The organism is Vibrio sp. R11-SG3-ISO9 (assembly GCF_059834255.1).
In genome coordinates, this window is record NZ_JCBDGU010000047.1 from 16,148 (window position 1) to 34,056 (window position 17,909).

Consider the following 17,909-nt stretch of genomic DNA (forward strand, 5'->3'; position numbering starts at 1 on the left):
AACAGACGCAAATACAACAACTAGGGATCTGGATTCCCGCATGAAGGAGTTATGCAAATGAAAACCATGAAAAGCAAATTAGCAGTCGCTTTGATGGCAGCTGGCCTAAGCTTTAGTGCAGCAGCAGCAGATATTACCGTTGGCTACGCAGCTGACCCAGTATCACTTGACCCGCACGAGCAGCTGTCTGGTGGCACACTGCAAATGTCTCACATGGTGTTTGACCCTCTAGTACGTTTCACTCAAGAGATGGATTTTGAAGGCCGCCTAGCATCTAGCTGGGAGCGTGTTGATGAAACGACTTTCCGCTTTAACCTACGTAAGGGTGTGAAATTCCACTCTGGTAACGAACTAACAGCTGACGATGTTGTGTGGACTTTCGAGCGTCTACAAGCGTCTCCAGACTTTAAGTCTATCTTCACGCCATACGAGAAAATGGTAAAAGTGGATGACTACACAGTTGAGCTAGTATCGAAAGCGGCTTACCCACTAGTACTACAAACAGCGACTTACATCTTCCCAATGGACAGCAAGTTCTACTCTGGTAAGACTGCGGATGGTAAAGATAAGTCAGAGCTAGTTAAGCACGGCAACTCGTTCGCTTCGACTAACGTTTCTGGTACAGGTCCATTCATCGTTACTGAGCGTGAGCAAGGCGTAAAAGTTCAGTTCAAACGTTTCAACGATTACTGGGACACAGAGACAAAAGGTAACGTTGATAACCTAACGCTAGTACCAATCAAAGAAGACGCAACGCGTGTAGCAGCACTTCTTTCTGGTGACGTAGACATGATTCACCCAGTAGCACCAAACGATCACAAACGTGTTAAGAACGCGAAAGGCATCGACCTTGTGACGCTACCTGGTACTCGTATCATCACGTTCCAAATGAACCAAAACAGCAACGAAGCACTGAAAGACGTTCGCGTTCGTCAGGCGATTGTTCACGCAATCAACAACGAAGGTATCGTTAAGAAGATCATGAAAGGCTTCGCAACAGCCGCTGGTCAGCAAAGCCCAACAGGCTATGCAGGTCACAACGAGGAGCTAGTGCCACGTTACGATCTTAAGAAAGCGAAAGAGCTGATGAAAGAAGCGGGCTACGCAGACGGCTTCACGCTAACAATGATGGCACCAAACAACCGTTACGTGAACGATGCGAAAGTTGCTCAAGCATCTGCAGCAATGCTGTCTAAGATCGGCATCAAGGTTGATCTGAAAACAATGCCTAAAGCGCAATACTGGCCTGAGTTCGACCTATGTTCAGCAGACATGATGATGATCGGCTGGCACTCAGATACAGAAGATTCAGCGAACTTCAACGAGTTCCTAACTATGACTCGTAACGAAGAGACTGGCCGTGGTCAGTACAACTGTTCTGGTTACTCAAACCCAGAGATGGATGCAACAGTAGAAGCATCTAACACTGAAACTGATCCAGCTAAGCGTTCTCAAATGCTGAAAGGCGTTGAAGCAACACTTTACAACGACGCAGCATTCGTACCGCTACACTGGCAAAGTGAAGCGTGGGGCGCTAAGTCTAACGTTGGTGCTGCTGACGTAGTTAACCCAATGGTTATGCCTTACTTCGGCGACCTAGTTGTACAGTAATCTAGCTTGCTAGATGTGAGAGCCTGTTGGTTCAGGCTCTCGCTTTTTAAGTTGTTCTATTAAGTTTCGGTATTTAGTCTTCCTTCAGTCTGGCTAGATACCTTTTTTAAGACTGAATATTTGTTGTCTAGTTACGGACTTAACTAGATAGTCATGGATAGATAAGGGGCAAGGAATGTTTACGTTTCTGGTCAAGCGCCTGTTTCAGGCACTGATAGTGATGTTTGTGATCAGTTTGGTGGCGTTTGCCATTCAGGATAACCTGGGCGACCCGTTACGTGAGTTGGTAGGTCAGTCTGTTTCAGAAGCGGAGCGTCAAGCGCTGCGTGATGAGCTGGGCCTCAACGATCCCTTCATTACAAAATACACTCGCTTTGTAGGCGCTGCTCTACAGGGTGATCTCGGTACTTCGTACTTCTTTAAGCGTCCTGCTGTGGACGTTATCTTAGACAAGCTGGTGGCCACACTTGAGTTAGTGTTTGGTGCATCGCTTATCATTGTTTGTTTGTCGATCCCACTTGGGGTTTACTCGGCGATTCACCCAAAAAGTTTCTTTACCAAGCTAGTCATGGCGGGCAGTAGTATCGGTATCTCTATCCCGGTGTTCTTAACGGCCATTATGCTGATGTATGTGTTCTCTATTGAGCTTGGTTGGTTGCCTTCTTATGGACGTGGTGAAACCGCCAATTGGCTTGGTTGGGAGTCTGGCTTCTTTACGTTGGATGGCCTTGCACACTTAGTTTTGCCAAGTATTGCACTCGCTTCTATCATGCTACCGCTGTTCATCCGTCTGGTACGTTCTGAGATGCTGGAAGTACTGAGCTCTGAATACATCAAGTTCGGTAAAGCGAAAGGCTTACCACTGAACAAGATCTACTACCAACATGCGCTAAAAAACACCATGTTACCTGTACTAACGGTGGGTGGTGTTCAGATTGGCACCATGGTGGCTTACACCATTCTTACTGAAACCGTATTCCAGTGGCCGGGTACCGGCTTCCTATTCCTTGAAGCGATTAACCGAGTGGATACACCACTGATTACCGCATACGTTATCTTCGTTGGTCTGATTTTCGTAGTAACCAACACCATTGTTGACTTGCTATACGGCATCATTAACCCAACAGTGAACATTACAGGGAAAGGAGCATAATCATGGAACAATCAACAACAGCTCCATCTCGTTGGGAGCGCTTTAAGCAGTCAGACATTCTGTACTACTTCTTACGTGACAAAGTGGCGATGTTCAGCTTCGCTGTTTTTACCGCATTCTTGGTGATGGCTCTGGCTGCACCGATTCTCGCGCCGACTGATCCATATGATGTGACGTCTATTGATATCATGGACTCAGAGCTACCGCCATCATGGATGGAAGATGGTGATGAGCGTTTCCTATTGGGTACGGATGAGCAAGGTCGTGACATTCTATCGACCATGCTTTACGGCTCTCGTCTGTCACTAACGATTGGTTTCTTGGCGGTAGGTCTTCAGCTAACACTGGGTATCATCATCGGTTTGTCAGCGGGTTACTTCGGTGGTCGTATCGATAGCTTCCTAATGCGTTTCGCCGATGTTCAGCTCTCTTTCTCAACCATGATGGTTGCGATCATTGTTTCGGCTATCTTTAAGGCGAGCTTTGGTAGTGATTTCTACGCCCAGTATGCAGTAGTGATGCTGGTGGTGATCATCGGTATTGCCGAATGGCCGCAGTATGCGCGTACGATTCGTGCATCGGTATTGGCAGAGAAGAAGAAAGAGTATGTGGAAGCGGCACGAGTGATGGGCTTTAAAGCACCTCGTATCATGTTCCGCCACATTCTACCGAACTGTCTGTCTCCAATTCTGGTTATCTCTACGGTACAGGTGGCAAATGCCATCATGTCAGAAGCGGCACTTTCTTTCCTAGGCCTTGGCCTTCCGGTAGACCAGCCATCACTTGGCGCATTGATCAGCATCGGCTTTAACTACATCTTCTCTGGTGCATGGTGGATTACTGCCTTCCCAGGTGTGGTGCTGGTAACGCTAGTACTGGTAATTAACCTACTTGGTGACTGGTTACGCGACGTATTTAACCCGAAAATCTATAAAGGTTGATCCCGAGCGATTGATTTTTAATAAAAAAGCTCACTAAACTAAGAGTCGTAAGCAATTACGGCTCTTTTTTTGCTTATAGTTTAGGAACTATGAGTTATTGATGTAGTCAATAATGTCTTAAATGGAATTCATTTTTTATCGACACCAAGTCGGTAATAATTTTACCCTTGAGGGTTGAGTGATGGGTATGAAATTGACAATAAATGCAGTATGTCGTGGTTCTCGTAAAGGGTTGGGGTTAGCGTTGCTCGCGGTTGGGGCGTCGTTGTCTGGCCAAGTACATGCGGAATCGGTGCTTTGTGATGCGACTCAAGCCAGCACAGACCAGCTGCCTCAACTAGAAGCTTCTTGTCCAATCGGCAAAGGAATATGGGGGAGTAAAGCACCCAAAACCCATTCAGAAAGCAATCTATTCTGGGTTCAGTGTGGCCTGCTCAATGACCCACTGCCATTAGAGAAAGCGAAACCTATCTACAAAAACATCTCGACTAATGTATGGATGAAACCAGAGCAAGGTAACTATCGCTGCTTGATTGGCCCATACTCTAATTATGCTGATGCACGCAAGGAGCTGCTTCAGGTTCGTAAGGTATCGGGCTACAAAGAAGCCTTCATACGTATGGTTGATAAATCTCAATCAACTAATGTAGCACCACTGGCGGCCGCGACTGCAAAAGCGGATAAAGCAGCAGCTCCTAAAGCTCGAGTAGAAGCGCAACCTATTGAGCGTACTGCGGCAAAAGCACCTGCGACGGCAGCGGTTGCCAAAGCTTCTGCGCCAGCACCTAAGGCTCCTGCTCCAAAAGCAGTAAGCAAACCCGCTTCTGAGCCGATGGCAATTCAATCTCTGCCGGATAATTCGAAAAGCAGCAGTGATGCAGAGGTCGAGGTGCGTTTAACCGCTTCTGTGTCTGGTAAGACTTATTCTGTTCCTTACATTCTTGATGGCAAACAACAGTTTTACATGGAGCAAGGTAAACCTTGGAGTCGCTTAGATTACGACCAAGCACAAAAGACGTGTAATGGTTTGGGTATGGAGCTACTGAGTGAAGATGATTGGCAAACCATTTTAGATTCAAAAGTAATGGAGCAAAAAGACTGGCCAATGCACCTTCCGTACTGGGGCGCACAGAAGAAAGGCCTGTTTACGAATGGCAATGTCACTCAACTTAAAGGCTCATCACTTCTTAACGTGATGTGTGTGAAGTAGCTTAAATAGTATTTGAGTTACCATAGGCCAAAAGGTCCAGATAAAAGAAACCCCAGCGATGTGCTGGGGTTTCTTGTTTTTGCTTAGTCTACAGACATCATTGGTAGGTTATCTACAATGCTGAACATCTTATCTTTATCGCTAGAGAATAGGCCGTATTCAGGGGCAGATTGGTAAACTTGACCTGGAATTTGCCCAGGTTCACGGCTCCACATCATACCGATGTAAAAATCGCCAAAGTCACGACCAATGTAACGGAAGCGAGTTTTATAATCTGACATCTCACCTGTTTCTTGAGCTTGAAGTAATGGGTTGTCCACATCATCAGCGACTAGCTCCCATTCACCTGGAGTGTGAAAGCCTTCTGGTACAACAGAGTCATAGTTGTAAGTTGCTTGGTCATAGCTATACTGGCCAAAGCTATACGTTAACTCAGTGTTATCACCTTCACCGTCGCTTTCTACCATCAAATCAAATTCAACAGTACCTTCGCTTACTTTATTTTCAAGAGGTTGAATCTGTGCGAATGGTGTGTCTGTTGAATCTAGCCAAAACAGCTCATCAGTGCCGATCTTAACCAGAATCTGGTATTGAGCTTCGCCATTTACCTCAGTTTTCTTTTGGTAAAGCATTTCATAGCGGCTTTCACCATCATCAAGCTTCCCATCGTTTAGGCTTACAGTCCAACAGTCTTTCTCTTGAGCATCTACATACCCAGTTGCATCATCGAGCTCTTTTAGCATCTCAATGATTTCACTGCCGTCCCCTAGAGCTAAACCATTATTTCTAAAGCTATGACCGATATTGGCTTCGTAAGGAGAACTGTCACCATTCGTTGCACCCCAACAAAATTTCAAACCACCAGTGGAATCGTTCTTCATTAAACTTGCGTAAGCTATTTCACCGTCATTTGGAGCAAAGCTCCCCATCTTCCACTCTTGGTTATTGAAGTGTGCTTCTGTAAATCCGAGTTCTGGTGCTGGTGGATCAACCTCATCACTTGGCTGTACATTTGGTAATGCAAAGGCAACAATTTTAGATTCAATATCATTCTCTTCATCGCCAGAGAAGTTAATCCCTTTAGCTACGTAGAGCATGACACCATTAGTTTCCGATGTAGGTGTACCTTTCAGTGTGACTAAGCCACTTGCGTCTACATTTACGGAAACACCAGGGATTGGATTGCTTGCTGGCTCATTGTCGTGAGCAGCGTAGTTTGCGTAGTATTCAACGTCACCAGAAACATTTGAGGTAAATAACTCACTAATATCCAGCTGCTCAGAGAACTCTTCACCAGCCTTAAGTGACCAGGTGTTAGTGATAGTCTTTTGAAGCTCGGCTTCAACCGCCTTGTCGATAGCAATATCACCGATCGCAATAACTGGTAAATCAAAACTTGCTGGCTCTGAAACCATGAATGTTGCAGCGTGTCCATCATCGGCAGTGATGTTGAACTGTTTGATATCTTCTGTTGGCGTTTCCGGGTGACCTGAGATAATTAGTTTGCCTAATTTAGCATCGTATTTTGATGTCAGACCTTTTACAACAGAGCTAATGTTAGAGTCATAAGTTAGAGTATCGTCCTCACGGTCTGTAAATAGGCCGCTAACAGATAGTTCTTCTGAGAACGCTTCACCCTGTTTCATTACCCAGTTGTCAGTAATCTCGCGCTGTATTTCTGATTGTGCTTCTGGATCTACTTTTGGTGCAGTGTTTACCAGCGAAACATCGAATGAGAATGTAGTATTTAGTTCACTCAGTACTTTTGAACCAGCAGTGGCACGATCATCAGCTGTTAGAGTCACAATGTAGCTGCTTAGGGTTGGTACAAAGCTTTCCTTTGCTGAGACTGTTAATATCTCGCCCTCTAGCGTAACAGTAATCTCTTGTTCACCATTCACTTTCGCGCGAGCGGTAGCAATGCTTTGATACGCTCCTTCAGCGCTGTACTTATCTTGGAATAAGTTTTCAGGGATAGTAATAGTATGCGTAAACCCTTGGCCTTCAATGACTTCTAATTTCTTAAATTCAGATTCAAGGGTAGCTTGTGCACTAGAGTCAACGAGTAGCTTGTAGTTAGATACAGCGGTTTCTGGTTGGCTTGGATCGATAACAGGCTTCTCGTTCACAAGTTCATCAGAGCCCATGTTCTCTTCTGTTACGATCTCTTTAGATGCTTCTACAGCGGTTTCTGTAATGCTATTTGCATTGTTTGCGTAGGCTGTAGGATCTTGAGCTTTTGATTCTGTAAGAATTTGTGCTGTTTTGTGTAGCTGGGCGCTTTCAAGATCGTCTTTTGATGTAGCTACAAAGTCTGAAAATAGATCGATAGGCTCTTCAACCGAACCGCCTAGATCTTTATTGACAGTAGCTGTTGCAGCTTCAATTGAGCTATCGTTTTTTTGCATTTCGATAGCAACAAGATCGGTAATCGGCGAGATAACTAATGAAGTTTTATCTGTACCTTCAGGGGTGCGGAACACAACACTGTTAGCCATTGGCTGACCTTCGTGATCGCTATCTTCGGTGTATGTTGCCAATAACTCAGAAACATTTTTGCCGTTAGGATTCAGTGCATATAGTTCATTAGCTAGAGCTTTGTCCATATCACCAGGACGGAGTGTTTTTAGTGCTAGTTTTCCATCAATCTCAGTGTCTGCAGGAAGCGTGATTTTGCCACTTTTGTCGGTTAAACCAAAAATGGTATCTGTGCCAACCTCTAGAACACCAGGTTGACCAACGTCGTCAAATACAACTGCATTTTCGAAGTAACCATCGAAACCTGTAATCACAATACCGCCCGGTGTCGCTCCATCTGATGAGCCACCGTCTGAACCGCCACAACCTGACAGTGCAATTGCCACTGACACTGCTAGTAAACTAACCTTCTTCATTCTTTTCATCCTTACCGAGTGAAATCTGTACTTATTTGAAGTGATTTATAAAAACTGGCAAGGTTTTACCGTGTAGGAGACTGTGGTTCAAGATACGGAAAATAAGGAAAAAACCGTAAAGAATCTTATAAAAAGTGGATGAAATATTGGGTGATTTCTGAAGTGAATGTGTTGTGAGTGTTTGTATCTGTTGGGTGAATAAAGCCCCGCGAGAGCGGGGCTATGTATTAGATAGGGGAGTTAGTTATTTGCCCCAAGCGTCGTGGATGCGTTTGATCGCTTCCTCTTGATTTGATTTGATAAAGAAAAAGCCGTTGTCATCATGGCCGTAACTATAACCTTTGTTGTGATCGCCAACACCGATAGTTAGTTCACCAAAGTCGCGGTAAGTAAAGTAGCGACGAGTTACAACACAGTTACAATCGTCGTTGTCTTCAACTAGACCTAGGTATGGATTGATCAGCGTTTCATCGTAATCATCAACATTTTCACCAACAAGCCAATTATCTGACCAGCTTTCACCTGGTTCGGTGATTGGTGTTGCTGTGTACGTGCCCTCTGCAAGATTCTCAGCATTCTTACCCGTCATTGAGTAAGCAAACTTATCCAGTAAAGGGTAAAGGTCGTTATATCCACCGTCATCATCAACAAGTAGGTATTCATCAAGCGTTACATCAACAGTCATGTCGTTTTGGCTTGGGTAAGAGAACGAGTTGTAGTTAACACCATCTTCTACTTCTGTTGAGTCCATCCAAAACAGCTCTTTATGACCAGTAGACTCTTCAATTAGCATCACAACCTGATAATCACCATCTTTCGTGATATTTTGGTAAAGCATTGTTGCCGTATCTGTACCTGCATCACCAGGTAAATCGACAGTGCCGTTATTGTTTAATGTGACTGCGAAACAGTCGTCATCTTTGAGTAGATTCTCACGACCAAGATCCCAGTAGTTGTGCTGCATGTTGTCTAGCGTGCTTAACCAGTCTTCACGACTAAGTGTTGAGAAGTCACTTGAGTCATCTGTCGCAAAACATAGTTCATTCTGGCCGTTGTTTACGCGTAGAGATGCAAATGCTACCTCTGCATCACCGTAGTCAAAGCTACCCATTTGCCATACGCCACCTTTATCGAAGTGTGCTTGAGTGAAGCCTAGTTCTGGTTGTGGTGGTTCTACTGGTGTACCTTCTAAGATTTCAGGTAACGTAAATGTCACGTAGGTTGGTTCGTTATCATTATCAACGCCACCGACATTGAAAGTTTGTCCTGCTAGGTATGACTTACTTGGTGTGCCCGAAATAGTAACGATTGAACTTGTGTCTTCCGTTGGGGTAATAGTTAACCCATCAACAGTTAGACCCCCAGAACGATATTTAACGATGTCACCATCGGTATCGTTAAATAAGCCTGCTAAGTCGATTGTTTGGTTAAACACCTCACCTTCTTGAAGTAGCCAGCCATTTATGACGTCTTGCAGTCTTTGTTGCTCTTCTACGACAACTTCTGGAGCTAGGTTTTCAGCTAGCTTAATGACTTTAAGATTCAGCGGGTATGACAATGCACCATGCTCATCTTTTGCGAAGATTTGGTAATCGTAAGTACCAGCATTAGTAAGGTCGCCACTGATAATGCCCGTGTTGCTATCGATCACTAGCCCATTTAGATCGTCAGCGAGCTCTTTGAGTTCAAACGTTAATGTATCGCCTTCTGCATCTTGGAAAAAAGTAGAAGCATCTAGGTCTAACCAAATATCTGAAGGAGCGAGAGTAATGTCTTTCAATACACCATTTTCACTATCTACTGGACGAGAGTTAGGTGTCACCGTGATAGGGCTATCATCTGCAGGAATATTTACGATAGGCGAGAAGTCATCCAAGCTTTCTTTATTTTCAATGATTGCTTGAGCTTCTGCAGCAACAGCGTCAGTCAGTTCTAGTTGTTTTTCGACAGTTAATTCTGAATTATCAACCAGTGTTTCACCGATAGCGTTTAGTGCTTTTGCTTCCTCAGTGCCATCTGCAATGTAGTCTCCAAAGATAAGCTCTTGAGATGCTGTTAGGCCTGAGTCTGTCACTGACTTAACAACTTTTTCTTCTGCTTGCTCTTGAGTCAGCTCTGTATCAGCAGCTTTTGCAGCTTCTAGTTGTTCAACAACCATGTTTGTCATTGGGTTGATGATGGTTGAACCTGCTGTTGTAGCTAGTTCGAAGTCGTTTGCAACTAGACCGCGTGTTTTATCGATTGTTTTATCTTTGATTGCTTTGATAAATACAACGCTGTCTTTGTGCTCGTTTGGTAGCGTGAATTGACCATTTTCATCTGTTTCGACTTGGAGCTTCTTATCAGAGGCATCAAGTTCGAAGTTGCCATCTGTATCAACCCACACTTCTGCGTGTTGTAAATAACCATCGATAGCGGTAATCACAACGCCACCTGGTGTTGCACCAGAACTGTCACCATCAGAACCACCACAACCGGTTAGAGCGAAAGCCACTGACGCTGCTAGTAAACTAACTTTTTTCATTTCATATCCTTTGTAGAGAGCTCTAGCCAAGCCCTATTTGTTTCATTTTCTGAGACTTATATTAATTGGGTGAATGTTTTACTTGGGATTGATCGCTTTTTCAACACACGTAAAACCAGAAAAAAACCGTAAAATTTATTTGATTTTTATTTGCTTGAGCGCTCTTCAAATTGATTTCCAATTTCAATAGCATGCTGCCCCGAATTGGCTGAGTGGATAATAAAAATGAAAAAATGGATAGGTTTGAGCTTATTGCCGTTTGTTGCTGTGGCGCAAACAACAGAGGGCAGCGATAAGTATGGGTACTCGTATTTTACGGTTGGGTTAGAAAATGTGAATTACCAAGAGTACTACGGAGGACTCAAGTCAGACGTAACGGTGACCAACCCGATTTTAAATACCGGTGGTTTGTATTACGTTAATGAGGATTTTGATTTCTCAATTGATGCTTTGGCCTCCTTTTCTCCTCAAAGCTCAAAAGAAGATTGGGTGAACAATGGATCTTCAGTTCAGCATAACCAAATGGAGTACTTGAAGACCGCCACCAACATTCAACTTCACTATAAATTACAAGACAATTGGCGCGTGATTGGTGGGCCTTCTCTTACCTATCAAACATTTACTCGCTATGGTGTTAAAAACTTCAGCGAAGATGGGAACAAGTATTTTTATGGTACTTGGGAAGAGACCTCTACAGATATCTTTGTGGATGTAGGTCTTGCTTACGACAACGGTAGCCTAAACTTAGCAGATAAATGGCATGTGAGTGGTAAAGCGACATTTGGTTTGCCGGTTTGGAGTGTCACCTCAAATACTCGTTTTGAAGACGTAGACTTTTACGATTTCGGTTACCGAGCGGCGATTGAGGGCAGTGTCAGCTATGAATTGAGACCAGGTCTACATCTTGGTTGGTACGCCATGTTTGGTTATGAAAAGCGCTTTCAGTCGGACACCGAATCCGTGACCACCAGTTATTGTAAAACCATGATTGATGGAAAATGTACTGAGTACGAAACTGAGCAAGTTAATGCGACACTACCTGAAGCCGATACCTATACATTTAGTACCGGCTTGCAGGCGTTATGGAGTTTTTAAGCGTTAGGGTCTAGATATCGAACATTGAGTTTCATCTCTTCAACCTTATGACGCCACTCTTTCTTGGGGCGGAGTATGATGCTAAATACTTCGCCATGTTTGAACTTATCGAACTCGAAGAAATCAACATCAAAATAAGAGTACTGAAGGTGGCCTAGTGGTTGCAATCCACATTCGATAGGCTCAAGTTGTTCACCCACGGTTTGACCAATGATGTCGCCGTATACCCCTTGCCCGCCAACGGAGAAGTGATCAAATTTGTCGAGCAAATCTTCGCAAACCACTGTGGTGTTGTAAGACTGGACATTGAGGTCGCCGTCCATTTGATCTGGCCAATCTGGGTTACCGAGTTGGTAGTTACTAATATGCATGCCATACCAGCCTAGGTAGTAGTGGCCATCGTTAGCTAAATACATATAGTTGAGTGGTGTTAGCTGCAGAGCTTCTAAACCTGTCACGGTGTTTATGCGCTGTTCTATTTGCGCTCTCGAGGCCACCGTATAGGTCTCATACTCATTGCCCATTTTCACTTGCGTCACATGAGCGGTCGTGAAAGTCGGGTGATCTGGGTAGGTCTCTAAAATTTTCCAGCGCATGTCGGTGTCAAAAATGGACTGATTGCTAGAGACAACTAGGGTATCGCCATCGACATGATACCCTCCAACTTTACGCAGGTCATGCTCACTTGGGCAGGTGGTTAGATTGCTTGAAGAGGCAAAGAACACTTCATCATTGATAAACTTAAAGGCTTCACAGTAGACCTTTTCATAGTTGTAGGTCTTACCAGCAAATTGGTGGTTGGTTTCTAGTCGATACCAAGTTTCACCGATCAAAGGGTGTAAGCCATCTTCCTCTAAACCTGAAGACATGGATGGGAGTGAAAAGCTGGTGGTCACCCAGGCATTCTCTTCCGAGCCGTGATAATCATCTTTAGCGCGAGCAATCAGCTGAGTGGGCGCTTCTCCAACTTTTGGGGTGCCTTGGACACTCGTTCTACCACCGAGATTTGAAACCGAAAATTTCGGATGATTGACAGCAATCTGCGTCGTCAGCAAGTCACCATCAGGGTCTTCAAATAGGCCGGTAACATCAATCGAGTAGTTAATCGGAGAGTTTTCGGTAAAGGACCATTGATTTATTTCGTGTTGAATACTTTGCTGTACTGCTGGGTTTACTTGTGGTTTCTGGTTGCGATCGGCGCGGTCTTTGTCGTCAGCGACAATCAAGGTTTCGGTATCGCTGTAAAATTTCTCAGCTGGGTCCTCAAATCGATCTGTTTGGCTTTCGAAAGTAGCTGCTGGGAATGAAACCTCTGACAGGGTTGTCTCGGCTTTGCTTTTTATCAGTGTCGTTGATGAGGTACGGCTTTGCGTAGGCTGAGCGTTCATGGCGGTTTGTGCGCCTTCAGCAGCGGTTTTTTTGACTGAACGTAACGAGTCACCTCCGATTAAACGGGGTGCATTCACTTCTTCAGAAGCAAGCCAAGGTGGAAGCAGAGCGAAGGCTCCACAGCCAGATACAACCAAGAAACAGAGGCGTTTTTTCATGTTAAACCAGTTTGCTTTGCAACCAACAACGGGAGAATTTGAGGTCTTTCTCTATCAAGCTCGCGCTGCACTCAAGTAGCTCGCTGATCTCATAGTTTCGCATGCCCATTAGATACTTGAGCTTCAGCGCCTGAGATTGACGGGGATAGTGAATGCTAAAGTTATCAATGGCTTTGTCCATCATCATGAACTGCTCAAACTTATCACCGTCTTGGTCGCTAATTATGGTCATCTGCTGACGCTTTTGTGCCTGAAGGTGGCGAGCGTTATCGATAAGAATCTGGCGCATCACCTTAGCCGCCATCAAAAAGAAATCTTTTTTGTTCTCGATCGATTGCAGGTCTGAAGACGATATCTTCAGGTAGGCATCGTGAATTAACGCGGTGGTGCTGTTCATGCTGTCGCTCAGCACTTGGTTATCGGTACCGTATTTTTGTGCACTACGATTACGCTCTTGTTGAGCGATCTGACGAAGCTGCAGGTAAGCGAATTGGTACAGGTCTGCTTCGGCGCTTTTGTCACCGGATTGCCACTGGTGGATGATCTGTGTGATATCTGGAGTTGCAGTTGCCATTAGCTGTTAGACCTCACTTTAGTAAACTCAGAAACAGATAGGGTGCTGATATTATGGGATTTATCTGGGTTTAGCGAAATTTTTTGTTTGAATCTGTAGAGGATGCCTTGGTCCCAGTTTTTACCTGCAGGCAGGTATTCCCACGCCGTGAAATGCTGTTGAGGTATGGAGTCGTACCAACGAACTGAAACATTCATCTGAGCAAGGGATGCTGTTGGCTCTGGGTTACTCAACCACCACATGTCGCCAAACTTTTCAGTCACATCTTTTGTGTATTGCTGGTGGTTTGTCGGACAGGTTTCAGGTTCGCTAGGCCCTAGCAGAATGCGTTTATCCTTTACCAGTAGGCACTCTGTGATGATGTCCGCGTGCTGGTATTGGGTATGCTGCCAGATACCTTCATAAGGAATGTGGTTACCACGCTCATTGGTGTAGGTGAACCAGATCATCTCGCCCTTGTTGGCATGACGCATATGCTCCTTCTGGCCCAAGCCTTGAGTTTTCTCCATCAAGAGTTCGGTCTCGGTATCGAAGTCCAAAGCGACCGTTCGATATTTCCAGTCTCCTTCATCGTTGTAGTCTTCGATTGAGAACCCACTTAGGTCGTGGCGAGTGCAGCCCGTTTGTGCGCAACTAGTAAAGCCTGTCCAACTATCGCCAACGGATAATGGCTCACGGATGATTTTTTGAGGTGTGTGGTAAGGGCGCAGGTTACAGCCATTGAAGTAGTCGCCCGTTCCTGGGAACTGAATCAGCTCAGTGTCAGTAATCTGGTAGCTTAACTCGCCAATTGGCCCCTTATATTTTGGGTTAGCCTGATGAGCCAGATCGTAGAAGCAGGCTCTGCCCGCATAATCCTTTTTGGCGATGATGATGTTGTGTAGCACTTTGTCTTTTGGAGAGAAGATGATCTCTTCAGATGCAAAGTTATCCTTGATGTATTCCTGACTCTGATTTAGGTGTTCAGCCGCTTCCTTAACGGAAACCAAATCGATCCCAAGGTCTTGGTCATCTAGGTAGCTTAAATCTAGGTTTTTAAGTTTCTTTTGAAACTCGACATCCGACAACACCTTGCTGGCTAGGATGATCTCATCACGGTGCTCCGGCGTGTCATCTAATGACAATAACAGGCGCGTCATATTGATGCTGCGACTTGGGCGGGTCGATGACAACGTTGGCGTAATGACTTCTTGGCCAGATAGAGTAGTCAGCAGGTAACCCGAGTTATCGGTGCCAATAAAAAAGCTCACAATATCACCAGAGTTGTATTGGAATGCCCCTTTATCGGTGGTGCCCGAGAGATTTGAGCTGGTCTCGTAGTAGAGCCCTGAAACTGGTGAATCGATGAAATATCCAGTCAGAGGTTGGTTATCATCAGCGTGTGCGGTTAGGCTCAAAGCGCACGTTGCAATAAAAGGTAAGAGAGCTTTTTTCATAATCAGTTACTAGATGAATTTGGTTTATTTTTATTAGTCACGGATTTTTCTGGCGCTGGCGTAAGCATTGCCAGTAGCATTTTTTGCTTAACGTCTTTGGGTAAATCTGGGTTTGACAATATTCGACGTCTTGTTAGTTCGAGCATGGTACCTACCGACATTTTGGCAGCATCACTGCCCTTAGCATGAAACAGCAGGCTTGTTACCTCGTACATCATCTCCTCGGCAACCTGCTTCTCTTTTTGCAGTTGCAGGTTCTTGTTGAAGATTGCGGTCGAGAAGGTCGCGCCTGAAATCAATAACAGGATGGTCAAGGCACTCTGTACTGGGCGGCGTTTCAGTAGCTTAGATAGGGCATGGAGTGGATGTTTCTCTCGAAGCGAAATAGGGCGACACTCCAACATGCGTACAACGTCTTGGCGCAGCTCACTCACGCTGGCGTAGCGTCTATAAGGCTCATGGTGTGTCGCTTTTTCAACGATAAGATCGATATCCAAGTTGGAAGAAGAATCGAATATCAGTGCCAGAATTTTACCCAGAGAATAGATGTCACTTTGCTGAGTCAGAAATTGCCCAGCAGCTTGTTCTGGGCTTGCGTAAGCCTTGCTATAAGCTGTGAGCAGAGATACATCGGTGTTTTTGTCTGGAACTGGCTGTTTAACCTTTTGAGTCAGGTTGAAATCCAGAATCTTAGGTGAGCCTAGTGGATCAATTAAGATGTTTTCTGGTTTGAGATCGGCGTGCAGTACCTGCTTTTGGTGTGCGTGTTCGATAGCAGAACAGATCTCTTTAAATAGATTGAGCTTTTGTTTTTCATTCAAAGAACGGTTCTGCAAGTGCAGCGAGAGCGTTTCCCCCTCTACACGCTCCATCACGATGTAGACTGACTCCTCATAGACCCCACCATCGAACACTTTGGCGATACAAGGGTGATTGAGGTGAGCAAGCAGTTGCGCCTCTTGAAATAGCGCGTGTTCACCAAGGATATGCGAGAGTGCGGGTTGAATGAATTTCACCGCTAAATCTTGCTCGAAGGTTCTGTCTGCTCGGCTCGCAGCATAAACAATTCCCATACCACCGCGCCCCAGCTCATGAGAGATCTGGTACTTGTCTACTAAGGTGTTGGTGAGGTCGAGCTCTGTTTCGGTTGCTTGCTGTGCGTGGAAGCCGAACAGCGATGTGATCTGCTCTGAAGGTTCTTCGTTAATAAGTGGAAGAACTTGTTGGTATAAGCCGGGTTGTTCAGCCTTTAATCGCTCTAGGTAAAGACTTTTTTCTTTATCTGACAGATCCATGAGGTGATAGAAAACCTCAGTGGAGCCACTGCTTTGTTTTTGCACAACTGATCTTTTTTATATCTTTATTATGCGAGCATTCTATAAGAGTTTTCGATGTTTTTTCGACATTTTTATCAATTACATATGAAAAAATGAGCTAATGAGTCGCATTTTTAAGAAGAAGGATGAAAATTTCAACATGTGATCTTCTCCCCAAAACTTGAGCCTTACATTTTCTATCTCAAAGCTGAAGTTGGGTAAATATGTGAGGGTTTAATTATTGCTAGGGCTTATCTAAATTGCTCTCAAACACGGTTTGTTTCGTATTGCTAGTGACTCACTGAAATGAGGTTACAAAGATATGAAATTGAAGAAGTGGATAGAGGGGGTCTCCCCTCAATTCGAAGCGGGTGGTAAGTACGAAAAATGGTACCCATTATATGAAGCGGCAGCGACCATATTCTATACACCCGGCCATGTGAATAAGGGGCTGACCCACGTCCGAGACAGTATCGATCTCAAGCGCATTATGATCATGGTGTGGCTAGCAACTTTTCCTGCGATGTTTTGGGGTATGTATAACGTCGGTCATCAAGCTGTCATGGGGTTGAGTGCGACCTACTCTGGTGCAGAGCTGTTAGCCGTGATTGAGGGAAACTGGCGTTTGGCTTGGGCCTTTGGTAGCGCAGAAGCTCTCACATCAAGTGGTTGGCTAAGTCAGATGTGGCTTGGTGCTCTCTATTTCTTACCTGTTTATGCCACCGTGTTTGTTGTAGGGGGCTTTTGGGAGGTGTTGTTTGCCATTGTGCGCAAGCATGAGGTGAACGAGGGTTTTTTCGTTAGTTCGGTGCTGTTTGCTCTGATACTGCCGCCAACGATTCCACTCTGGCAAGCTGCATTGGGTATCACCTTCGGTATTGTGGTTGCCAAAGAGATCTTTGGTGGTACAGGCCGTAACTTCCTTAACCCAGCTCTTGCGGGGCGTGCCTTCCTCTACTTTGCTTATCCAGCTAACATGTCTGGTGGCTTAGTATGGGTAGCGGCAGACGGTTATTCAGGTGCGACACCATTGAGCCAATGGTATGAGGGCGGTAACAGTGCGTTGATGAACAACATGACCGGAGAATCAATCTCTTGGATGGATGCTTTTATCGGTAATATCCCAGGTTCGATGGGGGAAGTATCATCGTTGCTCATTATGCTCAGCGGTTTGGCACTCATCGTGATGAAGATAGCTTCATGGCGGATTGTCGCAGGGGTGATTGTTGGTCTTGTGGCGACTTCTAGTTTGTTAAATCTGATCGGCTCAGAAACCAATGCGATGTTCTCTATGCCTTTCTATTGGCACTTTGTACTTGGTGGTGTGGCTTTTGGTACCTTCTTTATGGCGACCGACCCGGTATCTGCAGCCTTTACCAATAAAGGGAAGTGGGCCTACGGTATTTTGATCGGGGTGATGACGATAGGAATTCGAGTGCTCAATCCGGCCTATCCAGAAGGCATTATGCTCGCAATACTGTTTGCTAATTTGTTTGCGCCGCTGTTTGATTTCATTGTTCGTGAGGGCAACATCAAGCGCAGAAATCGACGTATGGCGCGTTAGCGAGAACAGCGTAGGCAAAAAAGAGGACTTATTGAGAAGTCCTC

12 protein-coding genes are annotated in these 17,909 nt (G+C 45.1%); 6 read left to right on the forward strand and 6 right to left on the reverse strand.

Translation table 11 applies throughout. The annotated features are described in order from the left end of the window. Nucleotides 1-57 precede the first annotated feature (57 nt). The 4 genes from AC6R05_RS16925 to AC6R05_RS16940 all read left to right on the forward strand — a co-directional run bounded on the left by AC6R05_RS16925 (nt 58) and on the right by AC6R05_RS16940 (nt 4,915). A complete protein-coding gene (locus AC6R05_RS16925) occupies nt 58-1,611 on the forward strand; it encodes an ABC transporter substrate-binding protein (RefSeq protein ID WP_331441003.1) in 1,554 nt (517 codons plus the stop codon). Between the two features lie 175 nt (nt 1,612-1,786). Next, a complete protein-coding gene (locus AC6R05_RS16930) occupies nt 1,787-2,764 on the forward strand; it encodes an ABC transporter permease (RefSeq protein ID WP_500648090.1) in 978 nt (325 codons plus the stop codon). 2 nt (nt 2,765-2,766) lie between these two features. Beyond that, nucleotides 2,767-3,705 carry an ABC transporter permease gene (locus AC6R05_RS16935; protein WP_032551024.1) on the forward strand — a complete coding sequence of 313 codons (939 nt, stop codon included), beginning with the start codon at nt 2,767-2,769 and terminating at the stop codon, nt 3,703-3,705. 187 nt (nt 3,706-3,892) lie between these two features. Continuing rightward, complete coding sequence (locus AC6R05_RS16940) at nt 3,893-4,915, forward strand: SPOR domain-containing protein (RefSeq protein ID WP_500648091.1); 1,023 nt, start codon at nt 3,893-3,895, stop codon at nt 4,913-4,915. Between the two features lie 83 nt (nt 4,916-4,998). Here AC6R05_RS16940 and AC6R05_RS16945 read toward each other — a convergent pair whose 3' ends face one another. Continuing rightward, nucleotides 4,999-7,809 (reverse strand): hypothetical protein, encoded by a 2,811-nt coding sequence (locus AC6R05_RS16945; protein ID WP_500648092.1) that lies wholly within the window; start codon nt 7,807-7,809, stop codon nt 4,999-5,001. A 244-nt stretch (nt 7,810-8,053) separates the two neighbouring features. After that, nucleotides 8,054-10,333 carry an Ig domain-containing protein gene (locus AC6R05_RS16950; protein ID WP_500648093.1) on the reverse strand — a complete coding sequence of 760 codons (2,280 nt, stop codon included), beginning with the start codon at nt 10,331-10,333 and terminating at the stop codon, nt 8,054-8,056. Nucleotides 10,334-10,558: 225 nt separating this feature from the next. Between AC6R05_RS16950 and AC6R05_RS16955 the strand changes: the two genes are divergently transcribed. Continuing rightward, on the forward strand, nt 10,559-11,428 hold the full coding sequence (locus AC6R05_RS16955) for a hypothetical protein (protein WP_500648094.1): 870 nt from the start codon (nt 10,559-10,561) through the stop codon (nt 11,426-11,428). Here the strand turns inward: AC6R05_RS16955 and AC6R05_RS16960 are convergent. Genes AC6R05_RS16960 through AC6R05_RS16975 form a run of 4 tightly spaced genes read right to left on the reverse strand, consistent with a single transcriptional unit; the run spans nt 11,425 to nt 16,280 of the window. Further along, nucleotides 11,425-12,975 (reverse strand): hypothetical protein, encoded by a 1,551-nt coding sequence (locus tag AC6R05_RS16960; protein WP_500648095.1) that lies wholly within the window; start codon nt 12,973-12,975, stop codon nt 11,425-11,427. The two genes, AC6R05_RS16955 and AC6R05_RS16960, sit on opposite strands and share 4 nt — an antisense overlap. A gap of 1 nt (nt 12,976) precedes the next feature. Continuing rightward, on the reverse strand, nt 12,977-13,549 hold the full coding sequence (locus AC6R05_RS16965; RefSeq protein ID WP_500648096.1) for an ECF-type sigma factor: 573 nt from the start codon (nt 13,547-13,549) through the stop codon (nt 12,977-12,979). Next, on the reverse strand, nt 13,549-14,985 hold the full coding sequence (locus AC6R05_RS16970) for a chromosome partitioning protein ParA (RefSeq protein WP_500648097.1): 1,437 nt from the start codon (nt 14,983-14,985) through the stop codon (nt 13,549-13,551). The genes AC6R05_RS16965 and AC6R05_RS16970 overlap by 1 nt, the downstream gene beginning before the upstream one ends. A gap of 2 nt (nt 14,986-14,987) precedes the next feature. Continuing rightward, entirely contained in the window at nt 14,988-16,280 is a 1,293-nt protein-coding gene (locus AC6R05_RS16975; protein ID WP_500648130.1) for a serine/threonine protein kinase, read from the reverse strand. A gap of 343 nt (nt 16,281-16,623) precedes the next feature. Between AC6R05_RS16975 and AC6R05_RS16980 the strand changes: the two genes are divergently transcribed. Continuing rightward, nucleotides 16,624-17,865, forward strand: a complete 1,242-nt coding sequence (locus tag AC6R05_RS16980) for an NADH:ubiquinone reductase (Na(+)-transporting) subunit B (RefSeq protein WP_285466785.1) — start codon at nt 16,624-16,626, stop codon at nt 17,863-17,865. The last annotated feature ends 44 nt before the right edge of the window (nt 17,866-17,909 follow it).